This is a genomic window from Yinghuangia aomiensis, assembly GCF_039542225.1.
In the GTDB taxonomy this organism is placed as follows: Bacteria; Actinomycetota; Actinomycetes; order Streptomycetales; family Streptomycetaceae; genus Yinghuangia; species Yinghuangia aomiensis.
Genome location: NZ_BAABHS010000056.1, coordinates 17,714 through 36,991, shown reverse-complemented (window position 1 = coordinate 36,991; position 19,278 = coordinate 17,714). Strand labels below are relative to the sequence as shown.

General features: G+C 72.6%; 18 protein-coding genes and 1 pseudogene. 11 read left to right on the top strand and 8 right to left on the bottom strand.

Going from position 1 to position 19,278, the window contains the following annotated elements:
• The 4 genes and pseudogenes from ABEA93_RS39770 to ABEA93_RS39755 all read left to right on the top strand — a co-directional run.
• Positions 1–101 (top strand): annotated as a pseudogene (locus ABEA93_RS39770) (IS982 family transposase); the annotation flags it as partial.
• 34 nt (positions 102–135) lie between these two features.
• Positions 136–588, top strand: coding sequence for a MarR family winged helix-turn-helix transcriptional regulator (locus ABEA93_RS39765; RefSeq protein WP_345680875.1), 453 nt, complete (start codon positions 136–138; stop codon positions 586–588).
• 144 nt (positions 589–732) lie between these two features.
• Positions 733–2,043 carry an acyl-CoA dehydrogenase family protein gene (locus tag ABEA93_RS39760; RefSeq protein ID WP_345680873.1) on the top strand — a complete coding sequence of 437 codons (1,311 nt, stop codon included), beginning with the start codon at positions 733–735 and terminating at the stop codon, positions 2,041–2,043.
• On the top strand, positions 2,040–3,071 hold the full coding sequence (locus ABEA93_RS39755; protein WP_345680872.1) for a phosphotransferase family protein: 1,032 nt from the start codon (positions 2,040–2,042) through the stop codon (positions 3,069–3,071). The genes ABEA93_RS39760 and ABEA93_RS39755 overlap by 4 nt, the downstream gene beginning before the upstream one ends.
• A gap of 272 nt (positions 3,072–3,343) precedes the next feature.
• Here the strand turns inward: ABEA93_RS39755 and ABEA93_RS39750 are convergent, their stop codons facing one another.
• Both ABEA93_RS39750 and ABEA93_RS39745 read right to left on the bottom strand, forming a co-directional pair.
• Entirely contained in the window at positions 3,344–4,168 is an 825-nt protein-coding gene (locus ABEA93_RS39750) for an SDR family NAD(P)-dependent oxidoreductase (RefSeq protein ID WP_345680871.1), read from the bottom strand.
• A complete protein-coding gene (locus ABEA93_RS39745) occupies positions 4,165–4,827 on the bottom strand; it encodes an SDR family oxidoreductase (RefSeq protein ID WP_345680870.1) in 663 nt (220 codons plus the stop codon). Before ABEA93_RS39745 ends, ABEA93_RS39750 begins: the two co-directional genes overlap by 4 nt.
• 323 nt (positions 4,828–5,150) lie before the next feature.
• Between ABEA93_RS39745 and ABEA93_RS39740 the strand changes: the two genes are divergently transcribed.
• The 3 genes from ABEA93_RS39740 (at position 5,151) to ABEA93_RS39730 (ending at position 8,632) form a co-directional block, all read left to right on the top strand.
• On the top strand, positions 5,151–6,917 hold the full coding sequence (locus ABEA93_RS39740; protein WP_345680869.1) for a hypothetical protein: 1,767 nt from the start codon (positions 5,151–5,153) through the stop codon (positions 6,915–6,917).
• 156 nt (positions 6,918–7,073) lie between these two features.
• Positions 7,074–7,442: a nuclear transport factor 2 family protein gene (locus ABEA93_RS39735; protein WP_345680868.1), complete on the top strand. Its 369-nt coding sequence runs from the start codon at positions 7,074–7,076 to the stop codon at positions 7,440–7,442.
• Positions 7,443–7,675: 233 nt separating this feature from the next.
• Positions 7,676–8,632 (top strand): sirohydrochlorin chelatase, encoded by a 957-nt coding sequence (locus ABEA93_RS39730; RefSeq protein WP_345680867.1) that lies wholly within the window; start codon positions 7,676–7,678, stop codon positions 8,630–8,632.
• Between the two features lie 93 nt (positions 8,633–8,725).
• Here the strand turns inward: ABEA93_RS39730 and ABEA93_RS39725 are convergent, their stop codons facing one another.
• Positions 8,726–9,763: a zinc-dependent alcohol dehydrogenase family protein gene (locus ABEA93_RS39725; RefSeq protein ID WP_345680866.1), complete on the bottom strand. Its 1,038-nt coding sequence runs from the start codon at positions 9,761–9,763 to the stop codon at positions 8,726–8,728.
• 236 nt (positions 9,764–9,999) lie between these two features.
• Between ABEA93_RS39725 and ABEA93_RS39720 the strand changes: the two genes are divergently transcribed.
• On the top strand, positions 10,000–11,220 hold the full coding sequence (locus ABEA93_RS39720) for a CapA family protein (protein WP_345680865.1): 1,221 nt from the start codon (positions 10,000–10,002) through the stop codon (positions 11,218–11,220).
• A gap of 121 nt (positions 11,221–11,341) precedes the next feature.
• On the top strand, positions 11,342–13,141 hold the full coding sequence (locus ABEA93_RS39715) for a bifunctional metallophosphatase/5'-nucleotidase (protein ID WP_345680864.1): 1,800 nt from the start codon (positions 11,342–11,344) through the stop codon (positions 13,139–13,141).
• A 100-nt stretch (positions 13,142–13,241) separates the two neighbouring features.
• On the opposite strand, the gene ABEA93_RS39710 is transcribed toward ABEA93_RS39715, so the two are convergent.
• Positions 13,242–13,418, bottom strand: a complete 177-nt coding sequence (locus ABEA93_RS39710; protein ID WP_345680863.1) for a hypothetical protein — start codon at positions 13,416–13,418, stop codon at positions 13,242–13,244.
• A 294-nt stretch (positions 13,419–13,712) separates the two neighbouring features.
• Between ABEA93_RS39710 and ABEA93_RS39705 the strand changes: the two genes are divergently transcribed.
• Both ABEA93_RS39705 and ABEA93_RS39700 read left to right on the top strand, forming a co-directional pair.
• Positions 13,713–15,182, top strand: a complete 1,470-nt coding sequence (locus ABEA93_RS39705) for a hypothetical protein (protein ID WP_345680862.1) — start codon at positions 13,713–13,715, stop codon at positions 15,180–15,182.
• 213 nt (positions 15,183–15,395) lie between these two features.
• Positions 15,396–16,466: a LysR family transcriptional regulator gene (locus ABEA93_RS39700; RefSeq protein WP_345680861.1), complete on the top strand. Its 1,071-nt coding sequence runs from the start codon at positions 15,396–15,398 to the stop codon at positions 16,464–16,466.
• Positions 16,467–16,539: 73 nt separating this feature from the next.
• Here ABEA93_RS39700 and ABEA93_RS39695 read toward each other — a convergent pair whose 3' ends face one another.
• From ABEA93_RS39695 to ABEA93_RS39680, 4 genes are all read right to left on the bottom strand, one after another.
• On the bottom strand, positions 16,540–17,040 hold the full coding sequence (locus ABEA93_RS39695; RefSeq protein WP_345680860.1) for a Trp biosynthesis-associated membrane protein: 501 nt from the start codon (positions 17,038–17,040) through the stop codon (positions 16,540–16,542).
• A gap of 135 nt (positions 17,041–17,175) precedes the next feature.
• A complete protein-coding gene (locus tag ABEA93_RS39690) occupies positions 17,176–17,445 on the bottom strand; it encodes a hypothetical protein (protein WP_345680859.1) in 270 nt (89 codons plus the stop codon).
• The gene (locus ABEA93_RS39685) at positions 17,442–17,990 is read right to left on the bottom strand and encodes a UGSC family (seleno)protein (RefSeq protein WP_345680858.1); all 549 of its coding nucleotides are present in this window, start codon (positions 17,988–17,990) and stop codon (positions 17,442–17,444) included. Before ABEA93_RS39685 ends, ABEA93_RS39690 begins: the two co-directional genes overlap by 4 nt.
• A gap of 47 nt (positions 17,991–18,037) precedes the next feature.
• The gene (locus ABEA93_RS39680; RefSeq protein WP_345680857.1) at positions 18,038–19,123 is read right to left on the bottom strand and encodes a hypothetical protein; all 1,086 of its coding nucleotides are present in this window, start codon (positions 19,121–19,123) and stop codon (positions 18,038–18,040) included.
• Positions 19,124–19,278 lie beyond the last annotated feature (155 nt).

Below are 19,278 nucleotides of genomic sequence, written 5' to 3'. Positions count from 1 at the left end.
TCCGCGTGGCTCAGCGAGTCCTCGCACTGACCGCCGCGGTGTGGCACAACTTCCACACCGGCCAGGCGGTCAGCCGCTCACTGACCGCCTACGACCACTGAACGTGTTCGGAAAGACTCGTCTAGGCTGCGCGCCATGACCGATGCCGAGAGCCGCCGCGCGATCAACGAAGCGATCAATGCCGTCAAGAGGTTCGTCAACAGCCGGCAGCTCGACGCGCTGCACGCGGCACGCTCCGGGGTCGCGCTCAACCTCGTCGCCATCGGGATCCTGCACCGGGTGATCGACCACGGCCCGGTGCGGCCGACCGAGCTGGCCGAGCTGGCGGACATCCAGCCGGCCGCGCTGAGCCGGCAGATCCGCATCCTGGAGGACGGCGGCTACATCGTGCGGGTCGGCGACGCCGAGGACGGCCGGGTGTCGATGGTCGAGGCGACCGAGCAGGGCCGGGCGGCGTACCGCAGCTTCTCCGCCGCCAACGACGCGCTGCTCGCCGAGCAGCTGCGCGGATGGACGGCCGAGGAGCTGGGCTCGTTGGCCGCGCAGATGCAGCGGCTGGTCGCCGACCTGCGGGGAGTCCGCGCGTAAGCCTGTTCCGCAGCCTGTTCCGCTGGGCCGGTCCGGTGCTCGTCCGGGCGACGTGAACCCGCTCCGCGGATTTAATTGACATGGTTAACTAGTCGGGTTACGTTCCCCCGGAACAGCGGTCCGCCAACTTCCGGGGAGAAAGCCGTGGCCTGGGATTTCCGCACCGATCCCGACTTCGCACGAGAGCTGGACTGGATCCGCGCCCTCGTCGTGGAGGAGATCGAACCCCTCGACCTCGTCCGGCAGCGGATGAGCCCGGCCAACTGGCAGGCCGTCACCGAGCCGCTCAAGCAGCGGGTCAAGGACCGCGGCCTGTGGGCCGCACACCTCGACCCCGAGCTGGGCGGCCAGGGCTTCGGCCAGGTCAAGCTCGCGCTCATGCACGAGATCCTCGGCCGCACCGGATCCGCGCCGAACATCTTCGGCAACCAGGCCCCCGACTCGGGCAACAGCGAACTCCTCGCCGTCGGCGCGACCGACGCGCAGAAGGAACGCTGGCTGTGGCCGCTCCTGGACGGCAGGCTCACCAGCTGCTTCTCGCTCACCGAGCCGCACACCGCCGGATCCGACCCGACCGGCATCAAGACCGCGGCCGTGCGCGACGGCGACGACTACGTCATCAACGGCCACAAGTGGTTCGCGTCCAACGCCTCCCGCGCGGACTTCATCCTGGTCTTCGCGGTCACCGACCCGGACGCCGAACGGCACCGCCGCGCCTCGATGTTCGTCGTCGAACGCGGCACCCCCGGGCTGGAGATCGTGCGGAACGTGCACACCATGCACCACCCGTACGACGGCGAAGCCACCCGCAACCTCGGCGGCCACGCCGAACTCCGGTTCACCGACTGCCGGGTGCCCGCCGAGAACCTGATCGGCGAGCCCGGCGACGCCTTCCTGCTCGCCCAGAAGCGCCTCAACGGCGGCCGCATCCACCATGCGATGCGCTGGATCGGCCAGTGCCGCCGCGCCTTCGACATGTTGTGCGAGCGCGCCGTGTCGCGCACCTCGCACGGCAAGCGGCTGGCCGACCAGCAGCTGATCCAGCAGATGGTGACCCGCTCGAACATCGAGATCGAAGCGTTCCGCCTGCTGACCCTCAAGGCTGCTTGGACCTGGGACAACGAAGGCCCCAAGGCCGCCCGCCAAGCCGTCTCCGAGGTCAAGTACTGGGGCGCGCAGATCCTCCACGACGTCGTCGACCGCACGATCCAGGTGCACGGCGCGCTCGGCTACTCCACGGACCTGCCGCTGGAGGAGATGTACCGGCTGGCCCGCAACTTCCGCCTCGCGGACGGCGCCGACGAGGTGCACATCCAGCAGATCGCCAAGACGATCCTGCGCGGCTACGAGGCCGTCGACGGCTGGCCCACCGAGCACGTCCCCACCCGCCGTGCGGCCGCCGAACGCCAGTACGCCGACTGGCTCGACCTGCCCGCCCCCGGATCCGCGTCGTGACCGCCGGCAGACCGGCCCCGCAGCACGACGACCCGGTCCCGGCCGCCCCGCTCGCCGCGTGGGCCGCCGAACGCGGACTCGTGGACGCCGGCACCGAACTGGCGGTCACGCAGCTGAGCGGCGGGTCGTCGAACCTCACCTACCGGGTGACCGGCGGCGGCCGCGACTGGGTGCTGCGCAGGCCGCCCGTGCACGGCGCGCTGCCGACCGCGCACGACATGGGCCGCGAGTACCGCATGCAGGACGCCCTCGCGGGCAGCGGCGTCCCGGTCGCCCGCATGGTCGCGCTGTGCGACGAACCACAGGTCATCGGCGCCTCGTTCTACCTGATGGAGCGCCTCGACGGGGTGTTCCACATGGACGCCGCCGCCGTCGCGCGCCTCGGCGCCGGCACGGCCCGCGAAGCCGGGCTCAACCTCGCCCGCACCCTCGCCGCACTGCACCGGGTGGACCCGGTGGAAGCCGGGCTGGGCGGCATGGTCCGCCCCGAGCCCTACATGCGGCGGCAGCTGCGCCGGTGGCAAGGCCAGTGGGACCGCAGCGGTGTCGACGAAGTTCCGTCCGTCGACGGCCTGTTGAAGCAACTGGCGGAGAACGTGCCGGACGCCGGGCGGATCGGCGTCGTGCACGGCGACTACAACTTCGGCAACGTCATGTACCGCGCCGACGCGCCCGGCGAAGTCCGCGCCGTGCTCGACTGGGAACTCTCCACGGTCGGCGAGCCGCTTGCCGACCTGGGGCAGCTGCTCGCCTACTGGGGCCCGGCCGGGCGGCTGCTCAACGCGCACCGCGGCGGGCATCTGCCGGACGCCAACCCGGCACTGCCGTCGGCGGAGCAGCTTGTGGAGGCGTACCGGGAGACCGGCGGTGCGCCCGTCCACGACCTCGCCTATTACGAGCGGTTCGCGGTCGTGAAGCTCGCGGTGATCTGCGCGGGCGCGCTGGCCCGGGCGTCCGGCCGCGAGCCGGAACGGATCACCCGTACCGTCGGCCTGATCCGCGACCTGGCCGCGATCGCCGAAGGCTGAGCCGAATCCTGGACCGGGCAAAGGAGTTGGCATACGGGAGCGTATGGCAAACTTGATGCGCAGACATTCCAGACATCTCGGCCAAATCGCTCGATGGTTGCGCTAGAAAAGGTAAAATCACGCGAGATTTTTGATCGTGAGGTGGAGGTCCACCTCCCTTTCCCGACAGGATGCTTGACGTCCCGTCATGGTCGTACGGGACAAGGGGCAGGCCCGGCCGGGGCGGGCCTGCCCCGCCGACCCCTCGTCGCGAGGGTGCGTCCGGAGCGCGGCTAGAGCGCCGTCATCCGCCCGCCGCTGACCACCAGCGTCTGGCCGGTGACGTAGCGGGACGCGGCGGCGCACAGGAACACCGCGCACGGGCCGATGTCCGTCTCCGTGTCGCCGATCCACCCCATCGGAATGAGCGCCGTGATCCGCGGCTCCATCGTCGGGTCGAGCCGCATCGCGTTGTCCAGCGCCGGAGTCACGGCCAGCGGAGCAAGGCCGTTGACCCGGATGCCGTCCGGACCCCACTCGCGCGCCAGCGACTTGATGAAGCCGCGCTGCCCGCCCTTCGCCGCCGCATAGAACGACAGGTTCGCGCTGCCCTGCATGCCCGCCGGCGACGTGAGCACCAGATACGAGCCCGCGGTCTCCTTCAGATACGGATGCGCGGCCTTCGCGAGCGTGTAGGAGGCCACCGAGGCCACCGACGCGTGCTCGTTCCACAGCTCGACGCTCGCATGTTCCAAATCGACCGGCTCGCTGGACCGGCGGCTCGTCGCGTTGTGCACCACCGCGTCCAACCGCCCGAACCGGGCGACCGCACCCGCCAGAGCGGACGCGACCTGCTCGGCGTCGGTCACGTCGCACACCTCGACCGATGCCGAACCGCCCTGCGCGGTGATCTCGTCGGCGACCTCGGCACCGGCCTCCTTGCGCCGCGCGGTCACCACGACGTTCGCCCCCGCGCTGCCCAGGGCGAGCGCGATGCCGCGGCCCACACCTGCGGCGGCACCGGTGATCAGGACGGTCTTGCCGGTCAGGGGCCGCACGGTGTGCATCGGGTCGAGCCCGTCCGCGGCGTCGGTGATGTTCGTTGCGGAATCGGTCATGGCACCATCAGCGCTCCACCGTCGAGGGCGAACGTGCTGCCGGTCAGATGCCGGGCACGCGGCGAACACAGCAGCAGGACGACGTCGGCGACCGCCTCGGGCGACATCGAGTCCGCCCCGAGCGCCGCTTCGCTGCGGTCGACATCCGTGCCGCGCAGCGCTTCGGCCGCCGGGTCGAGCGCGAACACCGTGGGCGTCAGCAGATGCACCGACACCCCGTCGCGGGCCCAGCGCCGGGCCGCCGACTTGCCGAGCGCCCGCAGCGCCTCGGCCGCGGTGGCGAGCGGCACCAGTCCGGAGCCGCCCTCGATCGCCACGCTCGGCACGGCCAGCACGAAGCGGCCGCCGGCGGCCTTCAGCCGCGGGTGCGCGTACTGGAAGGCCGCCAGGCCGTCCCGCACCGGCTCCTCGGCCAGCCGGTCCCACTCGGCGGGGGACAGGTCCACCACCGGCCGCGCCTCGACCGAACCGGGCGTGTACGGCGCGAAGACCACCAGGTCGACCGCCTCGCCCGGATCGCCCGCGCCGAGCGCCGCGGTTTCCGGAACCGCCACCACCTCGGTGCCTTCGCCGCGCAGCGCCTCCGCCACCGCGGCGGCGACCGCCGAACGGCCGATCACCACCGCGTGCCGCGGACCTTGACGTGCTGACTCGCTCACGCCGCCTGCCCCTTTCGTCTGGCCGGGCCGGACGGGACGGCCGTCCGACCCGGCGAACGTATTTCGGTCACCATGTGATGACAAGGCTTGTCGGCACGTGTGCAGTGTGATGATCCGGACCGCGGGCAGCCCTTGCGCGGCCGGAACCGCCGCGGGAACCGCCGCCGCGGAGCTTGCCGCACGCATGACCGGTCCTTGTCCGAAGTCGCACGAAAGTGTTCGAAACCGCCCGCGGAGAGAGCGGCGGGTGTCACCCCGCCTCCGTAACCTGGAGTCATCCCCGGTGGACGGACCGGGGTCCTTTTTTCGTGGGGGAGGCCTCGGTGGATGTCACGGCGTTCGTCGCGCTGCTCGACCAACTCGACTCCGCGGACGGGGCATTGCTCGACCGCCTCGGCCCCGATGTGCCCGAGCGGGTGCGCCGGATGCGCGGCACGCCGGCGCTGCCCGCCCGGGCACGCACCGCCGTCCACCAGTTCGCCGGAGACGAACCTTCGGTCCGCACCTGGCGCCTGACGGGGGCTCACGTCGCGTGCCTGGTCGAAGGCGCGGCGCCCGCACACGGCGTCCTCAAGCGGCTGCGGCGGCTGGCGCCGGGCGACGCGTGGGCGTACGTCGACGGCACCCGCGGCCTCGCCGCCCTCCTCACCACGCGTCTGGGCGCCAACCCGGCGGCTTGGCGGTTCGTGCAGGACAACCTGGCCGACCATCCCGGCCTGCTTCCCGAACTCGTGGAAGCGGCCGGGCGGATGTCCGGCGACGACCGGCCGCTGCCGGCCGCGCCGCGGGGGATCACCGCCGAATTCCGGCAGCTGCTCATGCTCCTCGACCCGGGGGCGCTCGCCGCTCTGGTCCCGCACCTGCACCGGCGCACCGTCACCGACCTCGCGCGCTTCGGCGCCGACCTGCCGCGGGAGACGATCGCCTGGGTGGTCGCGCTGGCCTCGCCGAAGGAGCGCCTGACGCTGGCCAAGGCGCGCTGGAGCCGCCCGGACGTCGCCGAAGCCCTGGCCGCCCTGGACGACCCCGATGTGACCACGGCGGTCTACGTCAACCGGCACACGTCGGTCGCGGTCCGGGCCCGCATCATGGCGCGCGCCACGGCCGTTCCGGGCGGCATCGTGGACTGCGTGCTCGACTCCGACAGCCGCGCGATGCGGCTTCCCGCGCTGTGGTCGGGCGATCCGGCGCTGGTGCGCGCGGCGTTGCTGTACCGCTCGTTCACGTCCAGCACCATCCGGCACTCCGTGCACGTGTGGCGGACGGAGGGCTATGACGCGCTCCGCGGCCTCTACACGCCCATCGACACCGAGACGGGACCGCAGCGGCCCCTCCCGCTGCGCGCGCCGCGCTACCGGGCACTGATGCTCGCCGCGCTGGTCCGCCTGTGGGAGCGCCACGGCGTCGCCGAGGCCGCCAAGCTCGCGGACGAGGTCGGCATCCCGCCGCGCGACCGCGCGCTGTACGCGGAACTCTTCGCCGCCGAGGACGGTCTGGCCCGGCTGCGCGCCGAACTCGCCGCCAAGACCGGCACCAAGGTGCTGCTCAAGCGGCTGCGCGGCTACAGCCCGACCAAACTGTGGCCGCTGATCGAGAATCCCGAAGCCGACTGGGCGGTCGTCGCCAAGTCCGGCGGCCACCTGTCCGGCGCCGCCTGGACGCATCTGGGGCAGCTGCCCGGCTGCCCGCCCCGGCCGCTGCCGGATGCCGCCGACCCGTACGGCGATGCGCTCGTCGGCGCGGGCCGCTGGCCGGCCGCCCCGGAGGTCCACGTCCCGCGCGAGTGGACCGGGTCGGGATACGTGCTGGCCCAACCGGCCCGGGATGGCGCCCCGTTGCCGCCGGAGCACCTCTTCGCCGGCGTCGCACCCGCCGCGACGGCGCTCAACACGTTCGGCTGCCTCGACGAACTCATGGCCGCCGACGGCGCGCTGCTGCGCTACCGCGAGCACCTGGGCACGCTCGTCGACCGGCATTTGGGCGCGTCGACGGAGGCCCGCGCGGTCGCGCTGCGCCTGCTGGCCGACTTCACCGGGACGACGGAGGAACTGCTGGCGACCGCGGGGGCGATGACGCTCGTCGCGGGGTGAGCCGGGGGAGGGGGCCGGGGAAGGGGGCCGGGCGGCGGCCGCGGGGCAGGATGCACACGCGTAACCCTTGTCGCCGTCAAGTACCGGCGCCTAGGGTGCGTCCCGTCGTCCTGCCCGGACGGCCCGTGCTTCCGCCGCATGCCGAGGGGAACCCCCGTGTCCGACCGCGCCAAAGCCGTCGCCGCCGTCGAGAACTACCTGGCCAAGCTGGGCGCCGGGGACCTCGAAGGGATCATGGCCGCGTACGCCGCCGAGCCCACCGTCCACGACCCGATCGGCTCCGAGCCGAAGGTCGGCCGGGAGGCCGTCGAGGCGTTCTACGCGTCGATCCTGCCGTTCACGCCGAAGACCACGGTCCTCGGCCCGATCACCGTCACCGGTCGTTACGCGGGCTTCCAGTTCCGCATGGACCTCACCATCGGCGACAACCCCGTCGTGGTGTACGCCACCGAACTGTTCGCCCTCGACGAGGATTTCCTGATCACCGAGATGACCGCGGTGCCGGACCTCGAAGCAGCCGGCTGATTCCCGGTCGCAGTTCGCCCGTCCGGAGGCCGTCCCGAGACCGCCCGGACAACCGCCTGGCATCCGCCGGACGACCGCCGGACGACCGCCCCGCGGTCGTCCGGATGGCGGGCAATCGACGGCCGATCATCCCTGTCTGCCACGAGATTTGTCCGGTTTTGCTGCACAAGCAGCGATAACGATTACGCCCGGGGCGTGAATCCCGGTGCCCGGAATCAATAGCATCCGAGAATATGAGCACTTCCCCTGACGCAGAAACTCCGCTGCCCACCCGTGCGGAGGCCTTGCCCACGCGTGTTCCGCAGGCCCGGGCGGGCGGCCGCCACCGCAGACCGGAAATACCCGCGATCCTCGAAGGCGCCCCGCCGCTGGTGCTGGCCGTGCCGGGTCCGGCCGACGCCGACCTCGACGACGTGGTCCGCGAGATCGCCCTGCTGGCCCGGGCGGGCCGTCCCGGTCTGGACGTGCGTCCGGTGTTCCTCGGCGCAGGGGCCACCGACCTGACCCCGGTGCTCGGGCCGGTCGGCGGCGCCGCCGAGGCGACACCGGACGAAGCGGAAGCCGGCGCGGAGCCCGCGGACGGTGCCGAGGAACCGGCGGACGGCGAGCCGCTCCCGGAGCCGGTCGCCGAGGGCGTGCGGAACGCCGTCGTGGTGCCGCTGCTCATCGGCCCGCACCCGGAGGCGGAAGCCCGCGTCCGGGCGACCGTGGAGGCCGCCGAGGGGCGCGAGCTGACCGTGACCGAGGCGCTCGGCCCGCACCCGCTGCTCGCCGAGGCGCTGCACGAGCGGCTGTCCGAGGCGGGCCTCGCGCGCGCCGACCGGGCACGCCTGTTCACCGTCGTCACCGCGGCCGACGGCATCATCCTGGCCACCACCGGCGGCCCCGCGGCGCTGCAGGCCGCGGACATGACCGGCGTCCTGCTGGCCGCCCGGCTCGCCCTGCCGGTGGTCACCGCGGACCTGGAGGTGCCCGGCGCGGTCGGCGACGCGGCCACGCGGCTGCGGCAGATGGGCGCGGAACGCATCGCGCTCGCGCCGTACGTCCTCGGGCCCGACCTCGACCCGGACCTGATCGAGACCGCGGCCGCGCACGCGGAGGTCACGGCCTCCGCGCCGCTCGGCGCGCACGGCGCGCTGGGGAAGCTGGTCCTCCAGGCCTACCTGGCGGCGGCCGGGATCCAGGACTGACCGGTCCGGCGGCGCGGGCAGGCGGCCGGGGGCGACCCGGGGCCGCCTGCCCGCCGACGCCGGACCGGGCCCGCCCGCTCGGGCGGGGGATTCCTACAGCACGATCAGCGGCTTGATCGCGCGCCGCTCGTCCATCGCCGCGTAGCCGCCCGGGACGCCGTCCAGGCCGATCGTCAGGTCGAACACCGGCGACGGGTCGAGGCGCCCGGCCAGCACGTCGGCGAGCAGCTCGGGCAGATAACCGCGGACCGGTGCCACGCCGCCGCCCAGCGCCAGGTTGCGGCCGAACATCTGCCCGATGTCGACGCCCGCGCTGCCGCCGTGCGGCACCCCGACGTAGCCGATCGCGCCGCCGTCGCGCGCGATCGAGATCGCCGTCTCCATCGACTCCTGCGTGCCCACCGCCTCCAGCACCGCGTGGACGCCCGCGCCGCCGGTCAGCTCGCGGACCGCGGCGACGGCCGCCTCGCCGCGCTCGGGCACCACGTCGGTGGCGCCGAAGCCGCGGGCGATCGCCGTGCGGTTCTCGTGCCGCCCCAGGATGACGATCCGCTCGGCGCCCAGCCGCCGGGCGGCCAGCACGCCGCACAGGCCGACCGCGCCGTCGCCGACCACCGCGACCGTGCTGCCGGGCCGCACACGGGCGGCGAGGGCCGCGTGGTGGCCGGTGCCCATGACATCCGCCAGCGTCATCACCGCGGGCAGCAGCTCCGCGGGCGTGTCGGACGGCACCCGGACGAGCGTGGCGTCCGCGAACGGCACGCGCACCGCCTCGCCCTGCCCGCCGTCCGAGCCCGGCTGCCCCCAGAAGCCGCCGTGCGGGCAGGACGTGTACAGCCCCTCGGCGCAGAACTCGCACACGCCGTCGGCCCACACGAACGGCGCGACGACCCGGTCGCCCGCCCGCAGCCCGCGCACCTCGGCGCCGACCTCCTCGACCACGCCCATGAACTCGTGCCCGATCCGCTGGCCCGGCTGCCGTGCCGCGACGCCGCGGTAGGCCCACAGGTCGCTGCCGCATATGCAGGCGTGCGTGACGCGCACGACGGCATCGCCGGGCCGGTGGATCCGGGGGTCGGGCACCTCTTCGACGCGGATGTCCTTCGGCCCGTTGATCACTGTCGCGCGCATGCGCTCTCCTTCTGCCGGCCCGCAGGCCGGTGCGTATCCGGTCTCGCCGGCATTCTCGTCCCGCGGCCGGCCCGGATTCCGGGCGGCCGCCCCGGCAACTTCACCCTCGCTCCGGCGTGCCGGTGGCCGCAAACCGGGTGGCCGCATGCGACCGTTCGGCTACAGGTTGATAGCCGGATATGCGGCTGTTTGATCCATATGTGATCGAGCCTGTCCGAACCGTGGATCGGTGTGCCATGCCGCCTGCCCTGTCGCCCGCCCCGCGACGCCGTGCGGGAGCACGCACGGCCGTCCTCGCCGTGGCCCTCTCCGCCGCGCTGGCGGCCTGTTCGTCCTCGGGGGGCCAGACGCCGCCCGGAGGCCGCGAGCGGCCCGGACGCGGCGCTCCGGGCGGCACGCAGGCGGCGCCCGCACCCGCGGAGCCGTTCACCGTGGTGGCGACCGGCGACGTGCTCGCCTACCCGTCGATCTGGCAGCAGGCGCACGACGACGCGGGCGGCAACGGATACGACTTCCACGAGATCTTCGCCGGGGTCGCGCCGATCGTGCGGTCCGCCGACCTGGCGCTGTGCCATATGGAGACCGTGTACGGCGCCCCCGACGGCCCGTTCGCCGCCTACCCGCTGTTCAAAGCCCCGCCGCAGATCGCCCGCGCCCTCGTCGACACCGGCTACGACGGCTGCTCCACGGCCTCCAACCACACACTCGACGACGGCTTCGACGGCGTGCAGCGCACCCTCGCCGACATGGACGCCGTCGGCCTGCGGCACGCCGGTTCGGCCCGCTCGGCGGACGAGGCGGCCACCACCACGATGTACGAGGTCAAGGGCGTGAAGGTCGCGCACCTGGCCTGGACATACGGCACCAACGGCCTCCCGCTGCCCGACGGCAAGCCGTGGACGGTGAACGTCGTCGACGTGCCGCGCATCGTCGCGCAGGCGCGGGCGGCCCGGGACGCGGGCGCGGAGGTCGTGCTGCTGAGCCTGCACTGGGGCTCCGAATGGCAGCGGCAGCCGGACGCCGACCAGCTGCGCTGGGCGCAGGAGTTGACCGCCTCGAAGGACCCGTCCGGGCACAAGGACATCGATCTGATCCTGGGCACGCACAACCACGTGCCGCAGCCGTACGCCAAAGTCAACGGCACCTGGGTGGTCTACGGCATGGGCGACCAGATGGCGAACTTCCCCGGCGCGGACAAGCTCCAGGGCAACTACAGCTCCATCGCGCGCTTCACGTTCACCCGCGGGCCCGCCGGATGGGCGGTCGACCGCGCCGAGTTCCTGCCGCAGTACTCCGACCCGGGGCCGCCGTTCCGGGTGGTGAACCTCAACGCGGCGCTCGCGGGCGGGACCACGCGGGCGGACGCCTACCGGACGCCGCTGGAGACCATCCGCGCGGCGGTGCTGTCCGAAGGCGCGGCCGCGGACGGGCTCGTCGAGTCGACCGACGGCCGGTGAGCCCCTGCCCCGCCGACGCCTGACCGAATTGCCCCGTTCAGCCCCGCTGTTCGCTTCCGCTTACCCGGGATTTACCGCCCGGATCTGGGCATGGACGCGCGTAGACCCTAGGGTGCACGCCATGACTGGGACACGACGTCGCAGCCGCCGCTTGATGGCGCTCACGGCCTTCGTGGCCGCGAGCCTGGTCAGCAGCGCGGCCACCATCGGCACCGCCGCCGCAGCGTCCGGCCGGGGCCACGCCCCGGACCCGACGATGAACGTCCAACTCCTCGCCCTCAACGACCTGCACGGCAACCTGGAAGACCCGCAGGGCAGCGCCGCGAACATCACCACCGGTATCGACCCGGCCACCGGCAAGCCGGTGACGGTGCCCGCGGGCGGGGTCGCCCGCCTGGCCACGCAGCTGCGCGAGGCCCGGGCGAAGAACCCGAACTCGCTCACCGTCGCGGCCGGCGACATGATCGGCGCCAGCCCGCTGCTGTCCGGCCTGTTCCACGACGAGCCGACCATCGAGGCGCTCAACGAGATCGGCCTCGACGTGACGTCCGTCGGCAACCACGAGTTCGACGAGGGCCGCGCCGAGCTGCTGCGCATGCAGAACGGCGGCTGCCATCCCACGGACGGCTGCTACGCGCCCGGCCGCACGTTCTCCGGTGCCAAGTTCCCGTACCTCGCCGCCAATGTGCTCGACGAGAAGACCGGCTGGCCGATCATGGCCCCGGTCAGCATCAAGTACGTCAACGGCGCCTGGATCGGCTTCATCGGCATGACCCTCGAGGGCACGCCCGACGTCGTCACCGCCGAGGGCGTGAAGGGCCTCAAGTTCGAGGACGAGGTCAAGACCGCCAACCTGTACACCAAGCTCCTCAAGGCGGTCGGCGTGAAGTCGATCGTCGTGCTGCTGCACGAAGGCGGCGTGCCGACGAGCGGCGTCTACGACTACGACTGCAACGCGGGCGGTTCGCTCGGCCTGAGCGGCCCGGTCGTGGACATCGCGAAGAACCTCGACCCGGAGATCGACGCGGTCGTCACCGGGCACACGCACCAGTCGTATGTGTGCAACATCCCCGACCCGAAGGGGCAGCCGCGGCTCGTCACGTCCGGCGCGTCGTTCGGGCGGCTCTACACCGAGATCAACCTGACCTACGACAAGCGCACCCGCGACATCGTGCGCACACAGGTCAGCGCGGTGAACCGCATCGTCAGCCGGAACACCACCCCGGCAGAGGACGTCCGGACGCTGATCGAGAACTGGCAGAAGCTCGCCGCGCCGGTCGGGAACCGCAAGGTCGGCTACATCCAGGGCGACATCCTCGGCCGCGGCGCCCCCACGTCGGAATCCCCGATGGGCGACCTGATCTCCGACGCGCAGCTGGAGGCGACCGCGGCGGCGGACAAGGGCGCGGCGCAGATCGCGTTCATGAACCCGGGCGGCATCCGCTCGGACTTCCAGTTCAAGCAGGCGAACGGCGAGGGCGACGGCGTGGTCACCTACGCCGAGGCGTTCACTGTGCAGCCGTTCACCAACATGATGGTGACCCAGACGCTGACCGGGCAGGCGGTGCTCGACGTCCTCGCCCAGCAGGTGTCCGGCAGCAACGAGGCGAGCCCGCGCTATCTGCAGATCTCGAAGGGGCTGACATACACCGTCGACCTCAAGCAGACGGGTGCGGCGCGGATCGTCGCGGGCAGCGTGAAGCTGAACGGCGAGCCCATCGACCCGGCGAAGACATACCGGGTGTCCGCGAACGAGTTCCTCGCGGCGGGCGGCGACGGGTTCCCGGCGTTCAAGACCGGCACGGCGAAGCTCAACGGCGTGTCCGACCTGGACGCGCTGACCGCCTACCTGGCCGCGCACTCGTCGCCGGACGCGCCGCTCGCGGTCCCGGCGGCCGACCGGATCACATTCCTGCGCTGAGCTCCCTCCGGCCTCCGGGCATGCCGAGGCCCCGCACACTCGTGGTGTGCGGGGCCTCGGTGGGGTGTGCCGCGGGGTGCGCGGGCGCTGGGGGCGCGGCCTAAGCCGCTCGGCGCAGGGCCGCGGTGACGCGCGTGGTGGCGACGGACCGGGCGTACCGGCGGCGGCGCGCGATGATCGCGAGCAGCGGGCCGTGGGCGTACGCGGCGGGAGCGTTGTCGTGGCTGCGGGTCGGGGCGGCGGCGGTCCGGGCGGCGCTGGTCGCGCTGGTCGTCATGGCACATCTCGATTCGTTCGGTGCCGCTCTTTTTCGGGAGCGGCTCGCACTACACCCACGTTATGTGCCGCCTCGGACAACGGCGTCCGCCGCAGGTCGGCGATCTTGGGGCCTTCCCTGGGCGGCCACCGGCGCCTCGTCTACGACCTGAGGAGGAGGCCGAAAGCGTGCGCGTCTCGGGGTCGTCCAGGGGCCTGGGCGCACCGGGAGGCGGGGGTCCGGCTTGAACCGGACGGGTGCGGACGGTATCTCTGTTCGCGGGCGCGTTCGAACGACGGGAGCAGGGGAGTCTCAATGAGCGTGGATCCGCGTACACCGGTACTGGTCGGAGTGGCGGCGGTCCGGCAGCGGGTCGACGAGCCCGGCGGCGGCCGGGACGCCCTCGAACTGATGGCGGACGCGGCCGAGGCCGCCGGCCACGACAGCGGCGCCGCGGACCTGCTCGGCGCCTTGGACATGGTCCTCATACCCCGCGGCATGTGGGGGCAGGGCGACCCGGGGCGGCGGATCGCCGACCGGTTCGGCGCCTCGAAGGCCCGCACACTCGTCGCGGAACTCGGGGTGTTGCAGCAGACGTTGCTGACGCGCGCGGCGGCCGGTATCGCGGCGGGCAACGAGGACGTCGTCCTGGTCGTCGGCGCGGAGGCGGCCTACCGCGACCGCCGGCTGCGCGGCACCGGCCTCCCGCCGATCCACCAGCCGCTGCCGCCGATCGAGCCGGACGTGTCGCTGCGGCCGACCGGCGACATCCTGCACCGCGTCGAGATCGACCGCGGACTCCCGGTCCCGGTGCGGCAGTACGCCATCCTCGAATCGGCGCTGCGGCACGACGAGGGCTTGTCGCTCGACGAGCACGCCGCCGACGTCGCCGCGCTGTGGTCGAAGTTCGCCGACCGTGCCGTCGGAAACCCGGACGCGTGGCACCGCCGCGCCGTCGCGCCCGAGGCGATCGCCGAGGCGTCCCCGGCGAACCCGATGCTGTCCCGCCCCTACACGCGCTCGCACTGCTCGCGCGCGGGCGTCGACCAGGGCGCCGCGCTGATCCTGTGCTCGGCGGAAGCCGCCGAGCGGTTCGGGGTGCCGCGCGACCGCTGGGTGTTCCCGTGGGCCGCCGCCGAGTCGAACCTGATGGTGCCGATCGTCGCGCGGGCGCAGCTGCACCGGTCGCCGGGATTCGCCGCGGTGGGGTCGTGGCTGTCCGCGTACACCGGCGTCGCGCCCGCCGACGCGAAGTACCTCGACCTGTACAGCTGCTTCCCGGCGGCCGTGCGCATCCAGCGGGCCGAACTCGGGCTCGGCGGACGCGACGACCTGACGGTGACCGGCGGCATGTCGTTCGCGGGCGGCCCGCTGAACAGCTATGTGCTGCACTCGACGGTGTCGATGGCCAAGACGCTGCGCGAGGACCCGGACGCGGTCGGCGTGGTGACGTGCATCTCCGGGATGGTCACCAAACAGGCCGGCATGGTGTGGTCGGGTACGCCTACCGCCACGCCGTTCCACGGCGAGGACCTGTCGTCGCGGACCGCGGAAGCCGCCACGACGTGCGAGATCACCCCCGACTACAAGGGCGTCGGCGTGGTCGACGGCTACACCGTGGTGGAAGGCGCGAGCGGGCCGTCGAAGGCGATCGCCGTGGTCGGCGTGCCGGGCGGCGGGCGCACGGTGGCCGCGTCCGAGGACATGGGCGTGGTGGCGGCGTTCTGCACCGGCGAGTGGGTCGGCAAGCACGTGCACGTGGACGGGGCCGCGCTGGCGCTGTAAGGGGTTGGAGGCGGTCGGAGGCCACTGTCCGGTTAGCGCAGGCCCGGGCGGCCCGGCCGGGGCCCTGCTAGCCTCCTTCCTTCCTGCGGCCCGTCTTTCGGGCCGCTGTGCTTTCGGGATCCCGGAAGTCTCCGGAGATTCCGACCGCGAGTCTCCGCACCACCGCGAGATCCCGAAGCACCGCCTTGCCTCCGACCCGCAGAACGGATCGCGATGCCAGCCTCCGCTCGGACCCGCCGGACCCGGCGGGGTCCCCTCCCGAGCACCCCGGCCCCGCTGCTCGACACCACCCTCGACCAACTCCGCACCCTGCTCGCGGTGCACGCCACCGGCACCGCGCTCGGTGCGGCGCGCTACCTGCGGCGCGAACAGTCCAGCGTGCAGAAGCAGCTCGACACGCTGAACCGCAACTTCCAGGAGATGTGCGGCGAACCGCTGGTCCTCAAGCAAGGCCGCGGCAAGGACGTGCTGTTCACCGGCACCGGCGAAGTCCTGGTGGAGATGGCCGAGGCCACGCTCGGCGAATGGTCCGACACCATCCGGGACTTGCGCAGCAAATCCGCGGGCACCCTCACCGTCGGCGCGACCCGCTACACGCTGGGCGTAGTCGCGGACGCCATCGCCGACATCGAAGACGAACTGGCGGACCGCGGCATCGACCTGAAGGTCGACCACATCCGTACCCGCGACCTGCTGTCCCGGCTCGCCGGGAACCAGGTCGACCTGGTCTGCGGCAGCGTCGCCGTCCGGGCCGGGGGAGACGCGGCGCCGGACGGCTGCGACGTCCTCGAACTCTCCCGCGGCGGCCTGAGGCTGCTCACCAACCTGCCGTCGGACCGGCTCCCCGACGGGCCGATCCCGGTCGGCGCCCTGCCCGACGTCCCGCTCGTCGTCCCGTCCGACGGGCTGATCGCCGACTTCCTGCGCGGCTGGTTCGGCCCCGGCTACGCCGAGCGGCTCACCATCGCCGCGGCGATCGACGCGGTGCCGTTCGGCCTCGAACTCCTGCGCTCCCGGCTGCCGCTGCACGGCGCGATGCTGGTCACCGAAGGCATCGCGGACGCGGTCCGGGACGGACGTCTCGGCGGCGGGACACCGCTGCGCGCCGTCGACATCGCCGATTCCGACTGGGAAGTCCTGGTCGGGGTATTCGCCCGAAAAGGCGAAATCGGCCGGCTGTCGGCCGGTCACCCCCTGCATTTGCTGTGGCATGCGGCCGCCCGCCGGGCCGACCGCGGATATCCTGCGAGGGATATCCGGGAAAGCCCGACGGGCGGAATTTGACAAACGGACGAATATGCGGGGACGAGTCCGTGCGGGGCGGTGCTGCCGTGCGGCGTTGCGGTGCCGCGCGGTGTCAGCCGCGGCCGCGCAGGTAGGCGAGGACGCCGCCCGCGACGGTGACGAGCGCGCCGATCAGCACGACGTAGATGCCGTAGCTGTTGGACAGGTCGAGGCCCTGCAGGACCTCCTTGATCGTGTCCGAGTCCGCGCCCTTGTCCTCCGCCTGCTGGGTCGGCAGCCGCTCCTTGTCGACCATGTTCAGCACCGCGAACACCAGCGCCACCAGGCCCGGAAGGGCGCCGGCCGCGCTTACGGCCGCCTTGCGCATCGCCACGCCGACACCGAACAGCACGATGGCCGCGATGGCCGCGACGAGCGTGATGATGCCGTCGCCGTCGTTGCCCTTGACCGTCTCGGACAGCCCCTCCGTGGACAGTTTCACCCACGGGAGGAACGAGCCGACGAGGACGAGGGCCGCGCCGAGCATGCCGATGTAGGAGGGCTGGGCGTGCCCCTGCCCGCCCCCGGCGACCGGGGGCGAGCTGTGCTGGGCACCATAAACCGGTGAAGTCATGGCATCGGACTTTAGTGGTCCGAGGCTATTCGGTTGAACCCCTGCGGAAACATATTCCGGAGAATATTTGAAATGTTCGAGGGGTTATTTCCCCGGGGGTTTATCCGGGGCGGGCGGTTCCGGTTCGGTCGCGGTTCAGTGGCCGGTGTCCGCCGGGTAGCGGACCTGGATCCGCCAGCCGGCGTCCGATGCGGCACCGGCCGCGGTCAGCCGCTGCTCGGCCATCCGCCGGGTGATCTCGGCCGGCACCAGGCACTCGGCGCACGCGCCGTCGAGTGCCACGACGGTGAGCGTCACCGCGAAGTCGCCGTCGCGCGCCACGTCCAGGCGGTAGTCGTCGGCCGCCAGGGCGTCCGACAGCGGGCGCAGCGCCGCGGCGACGTCCGCGTCGGTGAGCGTGCTCATGCCGGGACCTCCGGGTTCGCCGCCGTGCCGGTGAACAAGCCCAACGTACGCTCGACGGCGTCCGCCGCCATCGCGTCCAACTGCGCGTCGCTGGAACCGCCCAGGGGGCCCGGCACGCTGAGGATGCGTGCCTCCGGCAGTCCGTACAACGCGCACACCTGCTCCGCGAGTTCCGTGAACCCGGCGGTGGACAGCAGCACCGTCGGGATGCCGAGCTGCTCCAGCTCCACCGTGTCGTGCGCGCTCCACGACGTGCACGAGCCGCAGTCCGCGGAACCGGTGATCACCAGGTCGGCCTCGGCCAGGATGCGTTCGACGACCTCGGGCTCCGCGGGCAGCGCCGCGCTGACCTTGGGGATCTCCAGCGTGACGGTGGCGCCGGTGCGTTCGGCCACCAGGCGGGCGATGGCGCCCTGGATCTGGCCCGCGTGCGGCTTCAGGTTGTCCAGGACGGCGATGCGCTTGCCCGCCAACAGCTCGGGGGACGGCGCCAGGTGCTTGGACGGCGCGCCGACCCGGCCTTCCGGGGACAGGATCTCGATCATGCTGCTGCCTTTCTGCTGCCGTTCCGGTCCTTTTCGCGGAGGGCCGCTCACGCGACGGGGACGGTGACGCTGCGGGTGCGGCCCCAACTGGGCACCACGAACGATTGCTTGCCCGGACCGCCGGACACCAGCACGCGGATGTTCTCCGGGTGGTCGGTCATGGGCTGGAGGTCGTCGTCGCGGAGCGCCTTCATCCACGGCCGCCAAAGGTTGGACTGGAAGTGCGCGCGGAAGTCGCCGGCGGGGCGGCGGGCCTTCTCGAACAGGTACGACTGCACGTCCTGCCGGGCCCAGCCCGCGCCCGCGATCGTCGCGGCGTGCTCGGGGCCGAGGACGACGAAGTACTCGGCGTCGGAGACCACGGCGTTGTTGGTGCCGAACGTCGCCATGACGGTGGCCGCCTTGTCGAGGATCCCGGCGGGGTCGCGGCTCTCCATGTCGTGGAAGTTGTGCGGGTTCTCCATGCCGGCCACGGTGACCGCGCTCGGCGCGTCGATGCCGAGGCTGCGCGGGTAGGCGGGCCACGGGCTCGCGGCGGTGTTCTCGGCGAAGCAGAAGGTGTACTTGGACGGCTGGCCTTGCGTGGCCGCGTCGCCCAAGCCGCCGCCGTCGTGGCCCTTCGCGGTGCCGCCGGCGACGTGCATCATGACGAACCGGACGGCGCGGCCGAGCGTCGCGTTGGCGCGGTTGCCGGGTCCGAGCGTGCCGGTGCCCGCGTTGAAACCGTGGCGTTCCACGGCTTCGCCGTGCACGAGGACCATCGCGGAGACCGGGTGGGTCGTGGAGTTGACGCCGCGCAGGTTGAACTCGGGGGCGACGAGGCCGCGTACCGCGGCGACGAGGACGGGCAGCAGGTCGGCGGGACAGCCGGCCATGACGGCGTTGACCGCGAGGATGCGCGGGGTGGCTTCGCCGAGGCGGGGGGCGAGGGTGCCGATGACCTCGTCGGGGTCGCCGGTGTACCCGGCCAGCATCGCGTCGACGCGGGCGCGGGTCGGGGCGACGATCGGCAGGCCGTCGCCCCAGCCGCGGTCGGCGAGGAGGGCGTAGAGCGCTTCGGGGGATTCGTCGGGGAGGGTAAGCGGCTCTTTGTCCGCTGCTGTGTCTGCCGTCTGCTGGTCGGTGTCGGCCACGACCGCCCCTTTCGGTTTCGCTGTCGCCCGCGGGGGTTCGCCGCGGCGGGTGCCGGGCTTTGCCTCTCGGTGCTTCACGCTGCCTCTCGCTGACTTGCGGGCATGAAGCTAGCCTGACGGCTCGTCAGAAGCAAGAGGTGAGTTCGAAAGTTCGA